The sequence below is a fragment of the Rhodanobacter sp. FDAARGOS 1247 genome (genome assembly GCF_016889805.1).
In the GTDB taxonomy this organism is placed as follows: Bacteria; Pseudomonadota; Gammaproteobacteria; order Xanthomonadales; family Rhodanobacteraceae; genus Rhodanobacter.
The window spans coordinates 1,661,973-1,675,258 of record NZ_CP069535.1 but is presented as its reverse complement, the minus strand read 5'-3'; the positions used below and the strand labels follow the sequence as shown (position 1 = coordinate 1,675,258).

General features: G+C 68.6%; 9 protein-coding genes. 6 read left to right on the top strand and 3 right to left on the bottom strand.

The features are described from left to right. The first annotated feature begins 213 nt into the window (after positions 1–213). Positions 214–1,203 (top strand): LysR substrate-binding domain-containing protein, encoded by a 990-nt coding sequence (locus I6J77_RS07600; protein ID WP_204111157.1) that lies wholly within the window; start codon positions 214–216, stop codon positions 1,201–1,203. Positions 1,204–1,346: 143 nt separating this feature from the next. Here the strand turns inward: I6J77_RS07600 and I6J77_RS07595 are convergent, their stop codons facing one another. The 3 genes from I6J77_RS07595 to I6J77_RS07585 all read right to left on the bottom strand — a co-directional run bounded on the left by I6J77_RS07595 (position 1,347) and on the right by I6J77_RS07585 (position 5,682). Further along, the gene (locus I6J77_RS07595) at positions 1,347–2,069 is read right to left on the bottom strand and encodes a phosphoadenylyl-sulfate reductase (protein ID WP_204111156.1); all 723 of its coding nucleotides are present in this window, start codon (positions 2,067–2,069) and stop codon (positions 1,347–1,349) included. Beyond that, on the bottom strand, positions 2,066–3,751 hold the full coding sequence (cysI, locus tag I6J77_RS07590) for an assimilatory sulfite reductase (NADPH) hemoprotein subunit (protein ID WP_204111155.1): 1,686 nt from the start codon (positions 3,749–3,751) through the stop codon (positions 2,066–2,068). The genes I6J77_RS07595 and cysI overlap by 4 nt, the downstream gene beginning before the upstream one ends. Before the next feature lie 77 nt (positions 3,752–3,828). Continuing rightward, the gene (locus I6J77_RS07585; RefSeq protein ID WP_204111154.1) at positions 3,829–5,682 is read right to left on the bottom strand and encodes an assimilatory sulfite reductase (NADPH) flavoprotein subunit; all 1,854 of its coding nucleotides are present in this window, start codon (positions 5,680–5,682) and stop codon (positions 3,829–3,831) included. A 159-nt stretch (positions 5,683–5,841) separates the two neighbouring features. On the opposite strand from I6J77_RS07585, the gene I6J77_RS07580 reads away from it, so the two are divergent. The 5 genes from I6J77_RS07580 to odhB all read left to right on the top strand — a co-directional run bounded on the left by I6J77_RS07580 (position 5,842) and on the right by odhB (position 13,266). Continuing rightward, positions 5,842–6,594: a sulfite exporter TauE/SafE family protein gene (locus tag I6J77_RS07580; protein ID WP_204111153.1), complete on the top strand. Its 753-nt coding sequence runs from the start codon at positions 5,842–5,844 to the stop codon at positions 6,592–6,594. 30 nt (positions 6,595–6,624) lie between these two features. After that, positions 6,625–7,821 (top strand): cupin domain-containing protein, encoded by a 1,197-nt coding sequence (locus I6J77_RS07575; protein WP_204111152.1) that lies wholly within the window; start codon positions 6,625–6,627, stop codon positions 7,819–7,821. Between the two features lie 10 nt (positions 7,822–7,831). Further along, on the top strand, positions 7,832–8,782 hold the full coding sequence (locus tag I6J77_RS07570) for a GNAT family N-acetyltransferase (RefSeq protein WP_204111151.1): 951 nt from the start codon (positions 7,832–7,834) through the stop codon (positions 8,780–8,782). A 339-nt stretch (positions 8,783–9,121) separates the two neighbouring features. Next, on the top strand, positions 9,122–11,962 hold the full coding sequence (locus tag I6J77_RS07565) for a 2-oxoglutarate dehydrogenase E1 component (protein WP_204111150.1): 2,841 nt from the start codon (positions 9,122–9,124) through the stop codon (positions 11,960–11,962). An 83-nt stretch (positions 11,963–12,045) separates the two neighbouring features. Continuing rightward, complete coding sequence (odhB, locus tag I6J77_RS07560) at positions 12,046–13,266, top strand: 2-oxoglutarate dehydrogenase complex dihydrolipoyllysine-residue succinyltransferase (RefSeq protein ID WP_204111149.1); 1,221 nt, start codon at positions 12,046–12,048, stop codon at positions 13,264–13,266. Positions 13,267–13,286: the final 20 nt, after the last annotated feature.

Here is a 13,286-nt window from a genome sequence, read left to right as displayed (position 1 = left end):
CGGCATGTTGCCGAAAACTTGACCAATCCATCAAATGGACGTATAGACGTCTGATCATGAAATCACGTCCAGGCCACGCATCCCCTGAAGCCCTGCCCCCGGTGGCGGCCCGCGGCCTTGTGCCCACCCTGACCACGCCGGCTGCCACGCGATGTATCCGTGTTTCGTTCGCGCCTCGCCTCCACGATCCCGACCGTACACGAGAACTTCGCCATGACCCTGACCCAACTGCGCTACCTGGTAGCCATCGCCGACTCCGGCCTGAACATCACTCTGGCCGCGGAACGCGTGCACGCCACCCAGCCCGGCCTGAGCAAGCAGCTGCGGCAGCTTGAGGACGAGCTGGGTTTCCAGCTGTTCGTGCGCAAGGGCAAGAGCCTGGACACGGTGACCCATGCCGGCCGGCAGGTGCTGGAGCGGGCGCGCACGATCCTGGCCGAAGCGGCCAACATCCGCTCGATCGCCGCCAACCTGCGCAACGAGGCGCACGGCGAGCTGCGCATCGCCACCACCCACACCCAGGCCCGCTTCGCCCTGCCCGCCGCGATCGGAATGCTCAGCCAGAGCTATCCGCGAGTCAGCGTGCACCTGCAGCCGGGCCGCGACAGCGAGGTGCTGGCGCAACTGGAAGCAGGCCGGGTCGATCTGGCGGTGATCAGCACGGCCGGCGCGCCGCCCGGCAGCGGCATCGCGCTGCCGGCCTATCGCTGGCATCGGGTGATCCTTGCGCCGCGGGAGCATCCGCTGGCCACCAGCGGCCAGCCGCCTTCGCTGGACGCCCTGGCGAAACTCCCGCTGGTCAGCTACGACTCTTCCGTCAAGGCCGACTCCTCGCTGCGCCGCGCGTTCGAGGCGCGCCAGCTGCAGCCGCATGTCGCGATGACCGCCGGCGATGCCGACCTGATCAAGACCTACGTGCGCACCGGGCTCGGCATCGGCGTGCTGGCCGAGATGGCGATGCTGCCGGCCGACACCGACCTGGCCGTGCTGCCGGCCGATCACCTGTTTCCGCAATGCACGACCTGGATCGTGCTGCGTCGCGAGAGCGTGCTGCGCGAGTACGTGCTGGAGTTCGTCACGCAGTTCGCGCCGCATCTCGACCGCCGCGACGTGGCGCGGGTGCTGGCCGGCGACACCGCCGCCGGCGAATGGACCGGGGTGCCGCACTGGCGGGAGCGCCGGCAGGCCGCGCTAGCCGCCTGAGCCTGGCCGGCGGCCGGTGCCCGCCGCGCAAGACAGCAACTCCAGCGCGGTGGCGAACTGGATCCCGATGAAGTCGCCATGCGCCTCGGCGATGGTCGACCGGCCCGCGCCGGACGGACCGGTGCAAGGCGACGTCGGCTGGCTTACCCGATGCCGTGCAGTCCGCATTCGCGCTTGAGTCCGAAGAAGCGGGTGTCCTCGGCGTCCATGCCGGGCTCCCAGCGATGGCTGGTGTGGGTGTCGCCTATGGAGACGTAGCCGCGCTGCCACAACGGGTGGTAGGGCAGCTGGTGGCGCGCCAGGTACTGGCCGATGTCGCGGTCGCTCCAGTCCGCCAGCGGGTGGAACTTCCAGCGGCCCTGACGATGCTCGACGAAGTCGATCGCCTGGCGGCTGCGCGACTGTCCCCGGCGCAGGCCGGCAAACCAGCCGGTCGCGCCCAGTTCGGCCAGCGCCCGCTGCATCGGCTCGACCTTGCGCAAGCGGTTGTACTGGTCCAGCCCGGGCACGCCCTGCTCCCACAGCCGTCCGTGGCGTGCCTCCATCCAGGCCGGGCTGAGCGGCGCGCGATAGACCTTGAGGTTCAGCGCGAGCCGTTCGGTCAACTCGTCGACGAAGCGGTAGGTTTCGGGAAACAGGTAGCCGGTGTCGATCAGCACCACCGGCAGGCGGGCGCGCTGGCGGGTCAGCAGGTGCAGCGACACCGCCGCCTGTGCGCCGAAGCTGGACGACAGCACGTGTTCGCCCGGAATGTGTTCGAACACCCACGCCACGCGCTGCTCGGCGTCGAGCGTGGCGAACCGCGCATTCAGTTCCGCCAATGCCTGCGGTTCGGGCGAGACGGCCGCGGCCAGCACCGCGCTCATGACAGCACCGCCAGCGGAATATGCCGTGGCTTCACCGCCGCCACGATGCCGGCGCGCAGCAGGAAATCGCCGAAACCCTCGCCCTCGCCGCGTTCATTCGCGTAGCGCGCAAACAGCGGATCAAGCGCGTCGAGGATCGTCGCCTCGTCGATGTTCTCCCGATACACCTGGTTCAGGCGCTGGCCGCTGAAGTCGGCAGCCAGCCGCAGGTCGTAGCGACCCGGCCCGCGCCCGACCAGGGCGATCTCGCCCAGGTACGGGCGCGAGCAACCGTTGGGGCAGCCGGACAGGCGCAGCAGGATCGGCGCGTCAGCCAGGCCGTGGCGGGCCAGCAGCAATTCCAGCTTCGGCAGCAGCGCCGGCAGGTAGCGTTCGCTTTCGGCCATCGCCAGGCCGCAGGTGGGCAAGGCCACGCAGGCGATCGCATGACGGCGGATGCCGCCCTGCGCCCGGTATTCGCCAAGGCCATGCGCGTGCACGATCGCATCGATGCGCGAACGCTCGGCGGCCGGCACGTTGGCGATGATCACGTTCTGGTTGCAGGTCAGGCGGAAGTCGCCCGCGTGCACCTTCGCCAGTTCGCGCAGGCCGCTGAGCCAGCGCCGGTCGCCGGTGTCGGCAAGCCGGCCGGACTCGATGTGCAAGGTGAGATGCCAGCGGCCATCGTGTCCCTCGACCCAGCCATAGCGGTCGCCGTTGTGCTCGAAGCGGTGCTCGCGCGGCGGAGCCAGCGCATAGCCCAGCCGCGATGCCAGTTCCGCCGTGAACGTGTCCAGGCCGTGCCGGTCCAGCGTGTATTTCAGTCGCGCATGCTTGCGCTCGGCGCGGTCGCCCCAGTCACGCTGCACGCCGATCACCGTCTCGGCGACCTCGAACAACTGCTCCGGCGCGACGAAGCCGATCACGCTGGCCAGCCGCGGATAGGTGCTGGCGTCGCCGTGGGTGGCGCCCATGCCGCCGCCGATGGCGATGTTGAAGCCGCGCAACACGCCCTGCTCGATGATCGCGATCAGGCCCAGATCCTGGGCGAACACGTCGATGTCGTTGAGCGGCGGGATCGCCAGGCCGATCTTGAATTTGCGCGGCAGATAGGTCGCGCCGTACAGCGGCTCGACCTCCGGCGCGCCTGCCAGCTGCTCGCCGTCCAGCCAGATCTCGTGATACGCCCGCGTCTTCGGCGCCAGCTCGGCGGACAGCCGCGTGGCCCAGGCGTACGCCTCGGCGTGCGCGGCGGACTCGACCGGGTTGGCCGTGCTGACCACGTTGCGCACCACGTCGCCGCAGGCGGCGATGGTGCTGGCCAGCGCCGCGTGGATCGCGGCGATGGTCGGCTTCAGCTGGCGCTTGATGATGCCGTGCCACTGGAAGGTCTGCCGCGTGGTGATGCGCAGCGAGCCGCTGGCGTATTCGCGGGCGATGCGATCGAACACCAGCCACTGCGCCGGCGTCACCACGCCGCTGGGCAGGCGCGCACGCAGCATGAAGGCGTAGGCCGGCTCCAGCTTCTGCCGGCGACGCTCCTCGCGCAGGTCGCGGTCGTCCTGCTGATAGCTGCCGTGGAATTTCAGCAGCTTGGTGTCGTCGTCGCTGATCGCGCCGGTGACCGGATCGGCCAGGCCCTCGGCGATGCCGCCCCGCAGGAAGCGGCTTTCAGCCTTGATTTTTTCGAGATGGGAAAGCATCGGAACATTCTTTATCTGAAGGGTGCGGCCATGGCCGGCCGTTTCCTGGCTCAAGCTTCCAGGGGCGAGCGCATCAACTAATAGACGTCACGGGCGTAGCGGCCCTGCTGCAGCAGCTCGCCCAGCCAGGCCTCGGCGGATTCGGCGGAATGACCGCCGTGGGCCACGGCCACCTCGATCAGGGCGGCGTGCACGTCGCGCGCCATGTGTTTCGCGTCGCCACAGACATAGAGATGTGCGCCGCCATCGAGCCAGGCGTACAGATCGGCGCCACGCTGGCGCAGACGATCCTGCACGTAAGTTTTTTGCGAATCCCTCGCAACACCCCGTACATTCTTGTGCGGACTTTCAGAAAGAGCGTCATCCCGCGAGAACGCCAGGTCGAGCCGGTGCAGCGCGCCATCCGTCAACGCCTGCTGCCATTCGACCTGATAGAGGAAGTCGCTGGCAAAATGACGGTTGCCGAAGAACAGCCAGTTGCGGCCACTGCCCCCGCGCTCGCGGCGTTCCTGCACGAAGGCGCGGAACGGGGCCACGCCGGTACCGGGGCCGATCATGATGATGTCGCGCGCGTCGTCGGCCGGCAGCCGGAAGCGCTCGTTCGGCTCGATGAAGACCTCCAGCCGGGCGTCCTCGCCGCTGGCGGCCAGCAGGCTGGAGGCTGCGCCCCAGTGGGCATGGCCATCGGCTTCGTAATCGACCACGGCCACGGTCAGGTGCACCTCCTCGCCCACGGCCGCCGGGCTGGAGGCGATCGAGTACAGCCGCGGCGCCAGCGGCCGCAACGCCGCCAGCAGGGCTTCGGGTTGCCAGGTCGCGGGATGGCGGCGCAGCAGGTCGATGGGCTGGTCGTCGGCCAGCACCGCGGCCAGCCGGGCCGCGTTTTCCGGCTGCAGCAGCCCGGCCAGTTCGGCGTGCCCGCCGGCCGCGGCCAGCGCCGTGATGAAGCCGCGATGCAGGCGGGTGAGTTCGCAATCGCGCTCCAGCCATTGCCGCAACGGCTGACGGCGATGCTTCCAGCTCACTTCGCCCGCGCCATCGAGCTGCAGGAGGTCGAGCCATTGCGCCGCCAGCGCCGGCGGATTGCGCGGCCACACGCCCAGCGCATCACCCGGCTGGTAGCGCAGGCCGGAACCTTCCAGCGACAGCTCCAGATGGCGGATGTCGCGGGTGCTGTCCCGGCTGACGATGCGCTGGTTGGCCAGCACCACCGCGCTGAACGGTTGTTCGCGGGAATGCGCGCTGGCTGGCGGCACCACATGCAACGGCGTCACCCGCCCGGGTGCCGTGACCTGCTTGAGCACATCACGGGCGCGCTCCACCACCTGTTCCGACCAGGGTTCGGCGACCAGTTCGAACTCCAGGTCGGCTTCGCCGAAGGGATGCAGGCGGCTGGCGCCCAGCGCCGCCAGCCGTTCGTCCAGCTGACGCCCGATCGTGCAGAACTGCGGATAGCTGGAGTCGCCCAGCCCCAGCACGGCGAACTGCAGCACCGGCAATTTCGGCGCCCGCTTGCCGGTGATGAACTCGAACAGGCCACGCGTATCATCCGGCGGCTCGCCGTCGCCCTGGGTGCTGACCACCACCAGCAGGTGACGCTCCTGCGCCAGTTCGCGCTGCGGGTAGGCGTCGGCGCGCAGCAGTCGCACCGGCAGGCCCAGCGCCTCGCTGCGACTGGCCAGCGCGGTGGCGATGCGGCGGGCGTTGCCGGTCTGGCTGCCGTAGAGGATGGTCAGCCGCTCGCCCGCCTGCGTCGCCGGGACGGGCGCCGCCGCGCCGTGGCGCTGGAGCTGTCCCGCCTGCGCGGCCGCCCAGGCGGCCACCCAGTACAGCTGGGCCGCGCCCAGTCCGTCCAGGCCCCTGGCCAGCAGGTCAAGCCTGTCCGCGGGCAGCTCGGCATCGGCAATGTTTCTGGCGACGACTGAATTCACGACAATCTCGTTTGGACGTCCATACGTCTGGACATCCAAAGTATTGCCACATTGCATAACCGTGAAAGGATGCCTTGCCATGTACATATGCCGACGGCTTATTTCCGCGCCCGACGGCCGCCGCCAATACTTCGCCGAACCGCCAGGCGCCCCGGACACATGCCAGCATTCTCCGAATTCATCACCTTTGCCGCCGTGGGCGCGCTGGCCCAGCTGATCGACGGCGCCCTGGGCATGGCCTACGGCATCACGGCGGCAAGCATGCTGCTGGGCCTCGGCCTGCCGCCCGTGGTGGCCAGCGCCAGCGTGCATTACGCGGAGACCTTCACCTGTGGCGCCTCCGGCCTCAGCCATCTGGCTGCGGGCAACGTGCGACGAAGGCTGTTCTGGGCCCTGGCGCTACCGGGCGTGGCTGGCGCGGTGATCGGCGCGCTGGTGCTCAGCCACGTGCCGGCAGCATGGATGCGGATGGCGCTGACGCCGTACCTGCTCGGCATGGGCCTGTGCCTGTTGCTGCGCGGCAGGCGAGCACCGGGCGAGCACGATGACCGCATCCCGTCGGCGACGCGGCCGCTGGGCCTGGTCGCAGGCTTTGCCGACGCCGTCGCCGGCGGCGGCTGGAGCGCGATCACGGTGACCGCCCTGGTCGCCCGGGGCGCCACCCCGCGCATGGTGATCGGCACGGTGCACCTGGCCAAGTGCGCGGTCAGCGCCGCGGCCAGCGTCAGCTTCCTGTGGCATGTCGGCGCCAGCCATGGCGTCGCGGTGCTCGGGCTGATCGTGGGCGGCGTCGCCGCCGCGCCGCTGGGCGCCGTGCTCACCCGGCGTCTGCCGCCACGGGCGGCGACCCTGCTGGCGGCGACCGCCGTGCTGGGACTGGGACTGCATGGCGTGGCCCAGGCCCTGCGCTGATCCACCCTCGCCCGCGGCTACAATGGCGGCATGACCAAGCCCACCGTTTTCCCCATCGAAGTCCGCGGCTCGGCCCGGCAGCCACTGGGCATGTCGCCCGCCCGCTTCCTCCGCGACTACTGGCAGAAGCGTCCGCTGCTGATCCGCCAGGCGTTTCCCGATTTCCAGCCGCCGCTGCAGCCGGACGATCTGGCCGGCCTGGCCTGCGAGCCTGCCGCCTTGGCCCGGTTGATCGTGCATGACGAAAAGCGCGACCAATGGCACGTCCATCCCGGTCCGCTCGGCGAGGCGGATTTCGCGAATACTCCCGACAGCAACTGGACGTTGCTGGTGCAGGATGTCGACAAGTGGGACGCGGACGTGGCCGGCCTGCTGCAGCACTTCAGCTTCCTGCCCAGCTGGCGGATGGACGACGTGATGGTGTCCTACGCCGAGCCCGGCGGCGGCGTCGGCGCGCACGTCGACCAGTACGACGTGTTCCTGATCCAGGGCCTGGGCCAGCGCCACTGGGCGATCAGCGATGATCCGCTGGCACCGAAGGCCTTCCGCCCCGACGTGGAACTGAAGCAGCTGGCGCAGTTCGAACCGACCCACGAATGGCTGCTCGACGCCGGCGACATCCTGTACCTGCCGCCGGGCGTGCCGCACGACGGCGTGGCATTCGGCGGTCCGTGCATGACATTTTCGGTGGGCATGCGCGCGCCGTCGCAGGCGGAGCTGACCGGCGACCTGGCCGACTACATCGCCGAACAGTTGCCGGACGAGCTGCGCTACGCCGACCCGGACCTGAAACCGGCCAGGGCCACCGGCGAGATCGACCGCGCCGCGCTGGAGCGCCTGAAGAGCACGCTGCCGTTCGCCGCGGCCCTGCGCGACGACCTGCTGCACGACTGGTTCGGCCGTTTCATCACGCGCTACCGCAACGCGCAGATCCCGGCGCCGCTGGACAAGCCATTGAGCGTCGAGGCCTTCCTCAAGCAACTCGAAGGCGGCGCGCAACTGCTGCGTCACCCGTGGTCGCGGCTGGCCTGGCACCGCGACAAGTCGACCTGCACGCTGTATGTCAGCGGCGCCGCCTACCCGGCCACGCCGGCGCTGGCGCAGACATTGTGCGAGCAGCGCAGCCATACCCCCGCCAGGAAGATCAGCGCCGCCGAACGCAAGCTGCTGCTGGCGCTGGTCAACGATGGTCACCTGATCGTGCGCAAATCCCGCCAACGTCGCTGAGCACGCACCGATGAAACTGCAGGACTTCCACATCGAGATCGCCGACTGGTCGAACCCCGACCAGCAAGCCGCCCTGCTCGACCTGCGCGAAACCGTGTTCATCCACGAACAGGGCGTGCCCGAGCAGCGCGAGCGCGACGGACTCGATGTGGACTGCTGGCACCTGCTGGCGCGCGACGAGCATGGCCAGCCGATCGGCTGCGGCCGGCTCACCCCGCAGCACAAGATCGGGCGCATGGCCGTGCTGCGCGACTGGCGCGGTCGCGGCGTCGGCCAGGCGCTGCTGCGCGAGATGATTTCCCGGGCCCGCAGCCAGGGCTGGCCGGAGGTGAAGCTGGATGCCCAGGTCAGCGCCCAGGGTTTCTACGAGCGTGAAGGCTTCGCGGCTTTCGGCGAGACCTTCGAGGACGCCGGCCTGCCCCATCAGGCGATGCGCCTGGCCCTGCCCGCAGCGGACCACGTGCCGGCAGCACTGCCCGACATCGGCACGCTCGCTGCCGGCACGCGCGGCGAGACCGCGGCGGCGCGCCTGCAACTGCTGGCCGATGCCCGCCATCGGCTGGACATCCACCTGCCCCTGCTGGGCAGCGATGCCTACGCCAGCCCGGACGAACTGGCCGAGCTGCGACGCATCGCGATCTCCGGCCGCGGGGCGCAGATCCGCATCCTGCTGCACGATCCGGCCGCCGCGCTGCGCGGTGACCATCGACTGATCGCCCTGGCGCAACGCCTGCCCAGCGCGATCCAGATCCGCACGCCGGTCGATGAGGTCGACCTGGCCTACCTCGCGGCCTATCTGCTCAACGACGCCGGCGGCTATCTGTTCCTGCCCGAGGCCGCGCGCCCCCAGGGCCGCGCCGCCCGCCACGACCGCGCCAGCCAGGCGCCGCTGCAGCAGCACTTCGACGAAGTGTGGGAGCGTGCCGAACGGGCCAGCGAGCTGCAGTCGCTGAATATCTGAGCGGACTGGCTCAATCGGACTGACTCAATCGGACTGGGCCAGACGGACTGAACCGCAGCTGGCCTGGGATCGCCCTGCCTGGCCAGCCGCGACGCGACGCAAACCGCATGAAACCGCTGGCCGCGCCGGAACCGGGCTACGACCTTGGTCTGAGAAGCCCCCGCACGGGCCGTTCCAGGCCGTTCGCAGCTTGCCGCGTCGCAGCACCCAAAGGCTATAATCATGGGGATTCTCCCCAGTCATCCGTATCAGCGGCCTGTCGGGCTTGAAAACCGACCGGTAACCGCGACTTCAACGTGACACGGATGAGCTCAAGCATCCCTTCCTGCCGGTGGTGACGTGACTACAAACCTGATCAGCGAGTTCTTCGAATCTTCCCAACTCGCAGGCGGCAACGCCGATTACGTCGAATCGCTGTATGACGCCTGGCTGGCCGACGCCTCGTCGGTTCCCGCCGAATGGGCCACGTATTTCTCATCGTTCAAGGGTCGCGAGTCCGGCGACGTCTCCCACACCGCGGCCATCGCCCGCATCGAAGCGGCGCAGAAGCAGCGCCACAACGGCGCCACGGCCGCGCCGGTCAGCGATGAACACGCACGCAAGCAGGCCGGCGTGCTGCGCCTGCTCACCGCCTACCGCTCGCGCGGCCATCTTGCCGCCGACCTCGATCCGCTCGGCCTGACCGAGAAGATGACGGCACCCGACCTGGGCCTGGCCTTCCACGGCCTGTCCGATGCCGACCTCGACACCGAATTCGACACCGGCAACTACGCCGGCGGCGGCCTGCGCCTGAAGCTGCGCGACCTGCTGGCCCGCCTGCAGAAGACCTACGCCAGCACGATCGGCGCCGAGTTCATGCACATCAGCAACCACGAGCAGCGCAACTGGATCTACAGCCGGCTGGAACAGGCTGCCGGCCAGAGCGGCCTGGACAAGGCCGGCCAGCAGCGCGTGCTGGATGGCCTCACCGCCGCCGAGGGCCTGGAGCGCTACCTCCACACCAAGTACGTGGGCCAGAAGCGCTTCTCGCTGGAAGGCGGCGACAGCCTGATCCCGATGCTCGACGACGTGGTGCGCGAAGCCGGCGACAACGGCATCAAGGAACTGGTCATCGGCATGGCCCATCGCGGCCGCCTCAACGTGCTGGTCAACATCCTCGGCAAGCCGCCGAAGACCCTGTTCGACGAGTTCGAGGGCAAGTTCGACCACCCCGACGATCCGGCCCACTCGGGCGACGTGAAGTACCACATGGGCTTCTCCGCCGACGTCAAGACGCCCAAGGGCGGCGTGCACGTGGCGCTGGCGTTCAACCCGTCGCACCTGGAGATCGTCAACCCGGTGGTGACCGGTTCGGTGCACGCACGCCAGACCCGCCGCCGCGACACCGCGCACACGCAGTCGATGGCCGTGCTGATCCACGGCGACGCCGCGTTCGCCGGCCAGGGCGTGAACATGGAACTGCTGAACATGTCGCAGGCCCGCGGTTTCCGCATCGGCGGCAGCCTGCACATCGTGATCAACAACCAGGTCGGCTTCACCACCTCCAATCCGCAGGACGCGCGCTCCACCATGTACTGCACCGACCTGGCCAAGATGGTCAACGCGCCGGTGCTGCACGTGAACGGCGACGACCCCGAAGCGGTGATCCTGGTGACCCGGATCGCCTACGATTTCCGCAAGCAGTTCCGCCGCGACGTGGTGATCGACCTGGTCTGCTACCGTCGCCACGGCCACAACGAGGCCGATGAACCGGCCGCGACGCAGCCGGTGATGTACCAGATCATCCGCAAGCGCCCGACCACGCGCGACCTTTACCAGCAGCAGCTGGTCAATCAGGGCGTGCTGGCCGACGGCGAAGCTCAGAAGCAGTTCGAAGCCTATCGCGCACGGCTGGAAGCGGGCGCGCCGATGACCGACCTCGACCCGTCGCCGGTGCGCGACGGCCACGTCGACTGGGCGAAGTTCATCGGCGGCAAGCTGTCGACCCCGGTCGACACCGGCGTGCCCCGGCAGAAGCTGCAGGAGCTCTCCAGCAAGATCCTCACCCTGCCCGCCGACCTCACCCTGCAGGCGCGCGTGGCGAAGATCTACGACGACCGCCGCAAGATGGCCGCCGGCGAGCAGCCGGCCGACTGGGGCTTCGCCGAAAATCTCGCCTACGCCACCCTGGTCGATGCCGGCTACGACATGCGCCTGGTCGGCCAGGATTCCGGCCGCGGCACCTTCTTCCACCGCCATGCGGTGCTGCATGACCAGAAGGACGGCCACACCTACATGCCGCTGGCCAACGTGCGCGCCAGCGCCGACGTCGAGGTGATCGACTCGCTGCTCAGCGAAGAAGCGGTGATGGCGTTCGAGTACGGCCACTCCACCACCGACCCGGACACGCTGAACATCTGGGAAGGCCAGTTCGGCGATTTCGCCAACGGCGCCCAGGTGGTGATCGACCAGTTCATCAGCTCCGGCGAAGCGAAGTGGAACCGCCTGTGCGGCCTGGCGCTGTTCCTGCCGCACGGCTATGAAGGCCAGGGCCCGGAACATTCCTCCGCGCGTCTGGAACGCTTCCTGCAGCTGTGCGCGTTCGACAACATGCAGGTCTGCGTGCCGACCACGCCGGCGCAGGATTTCCACATGATCCGCCGGCAGATGCTGCGCCCGGTGCGCAAGCCGCTGATCGTGATGACGCCGAAATCGCTGTTGCGCCACAAGCTGGCGGTGTCCACCCTGGACGAGCTGGCCAACGGCAGCTTCCAGCTGGTGATCGGCGAGCATCGCGAGCTGGCCGCGAAGAAGGTCAAGCGCGTGGTGCTGTGCTCGGGCAAGGTCTACTACGACCTGCTGGAAGAAGCCGAGAAGCGCGGACTGAAGGACGTGGCGATCGTGCGCGTCGAGCAGCTGTATCCGTTCCCGCGCGTCGAGGTCACCACCGAACTGGACAAGTACCCTTCCGCCAAGGAAGTGATCTGGTGCCAGGAAGAGCCGATGAACCAGGGCGCGTGGTTCCAGATCCGCCATCACCTGCAGGCCTGCACCGGCGTCAAGCACAGCCTGTCGTACGCCGGTCGCGCCCGTTCGCCGGCACCGGCGGCTGGCCACCACAACACCCACGTCGCCGAACAGGCGGCACTCGTCGAACAGGCGCTGGTCGCGCCGGTCGGCACCGATCACTCTGCAGAATAAGCGGCTTTTCCGAACAGTGCGGCCAGGATGGCCGCTTCTTGATCTTCGCGATCATGGATGAGCGCACTAACTCAAGGATTCACATGTCCATCGAACTCAAAGTCCCCGTCCTGCCCGAGTCGGTCTCCGACGCCACCATTGCCACCTGGCACAAGAAAGCCGGCGACGCGGTGAAGCGCGACGAGAACCTGGTCGACCTCGAAACCGACAAGGTGGTGCTGGAAGTGCCCTCGCCGGTTGACGGCGTGCTGAAGGAAATCCGCCACGACATCGGCGACACGGTGAACAGCGAGCAGATCATCGCGATCATCGAGGAAGGTGCCGCTGCCGCCGCTCCGGCTCCGGCTGCCGCCGCTCCGGCTGCCGCCGCTCCGGCTGCTGCCGCTCCGGCGCCCGCCGCCGCGGCACCCGCCCCCGCCTCGTCGAAGGCCGCCGCCGAGCTTTCGCCCGCCGCGCAGCGCGTCGCCACCGAGAACAAGGTCGACACCTCCGCCATCGCCGGCACCGGCCGCGACGGCCGCATCATCAAGGAAGACGTGGTCAACGCCGGCTCGCGTCCTGCCGCGGCTCCCGCCGCGCCGGCGGCGAAGCCGACTCCGGGTTCGCGTCCGGAAGAACGCGTGCCGATGACCCGCATGCGCGCGCGCATCGCCGAGCGCCTGATGCAGTCGAAGAACTCGATCGCCATGCTCACCTCGTTCAACGAGGTGAACCTGAGCGAAGTGACGAAGATGCGCAAGACGCTGGGCGAGGCGTTCCAGAAGGAACACGGCATCAAGCTCGGCTTCATGAGCTTCTTCGTCAAGGCCGCCGCCGAGGCGCTGAAGCGCTACCCGTTCGTCAACGCCTCGGTCGACGGCAACGACGTGATCTATCACGGCTACCAGGACATCTCGATCGCGGTGTCCACCGACAAGGGCCTGGTCACGCCGGTGCTGCGCGACGTGCAGGACATGAGCTTCGCCGACGTCGAAAAGGGCATCGCCGACTACGCCACCAAGGCGCGCGCCAACAAGCTGTCGCTGGACGACCTGCAGGGCGGCACGTTCACCATCACCAATGGCGGCACCTTCGGCTCGCTGCTGTCCACCCCGATCGTCAACCCGCCGCAGAGCGCGATCCTGGGCATGCACACGATCAAGGAGCGCGCCATCGTCGAGAACGGCCAGATCATCGCCGCCCCGATGATGTACATCGCGCTGTCCTACGACCACCGCATCATCGACGGCAAGGACGCGGTGCTGTTCCTGGTCGACATCAAGAACCAGCTGGAGAATCCGCAAAGGATGTTGCTGGGCCTTTGATCGCGATGCGATCCAAGGCC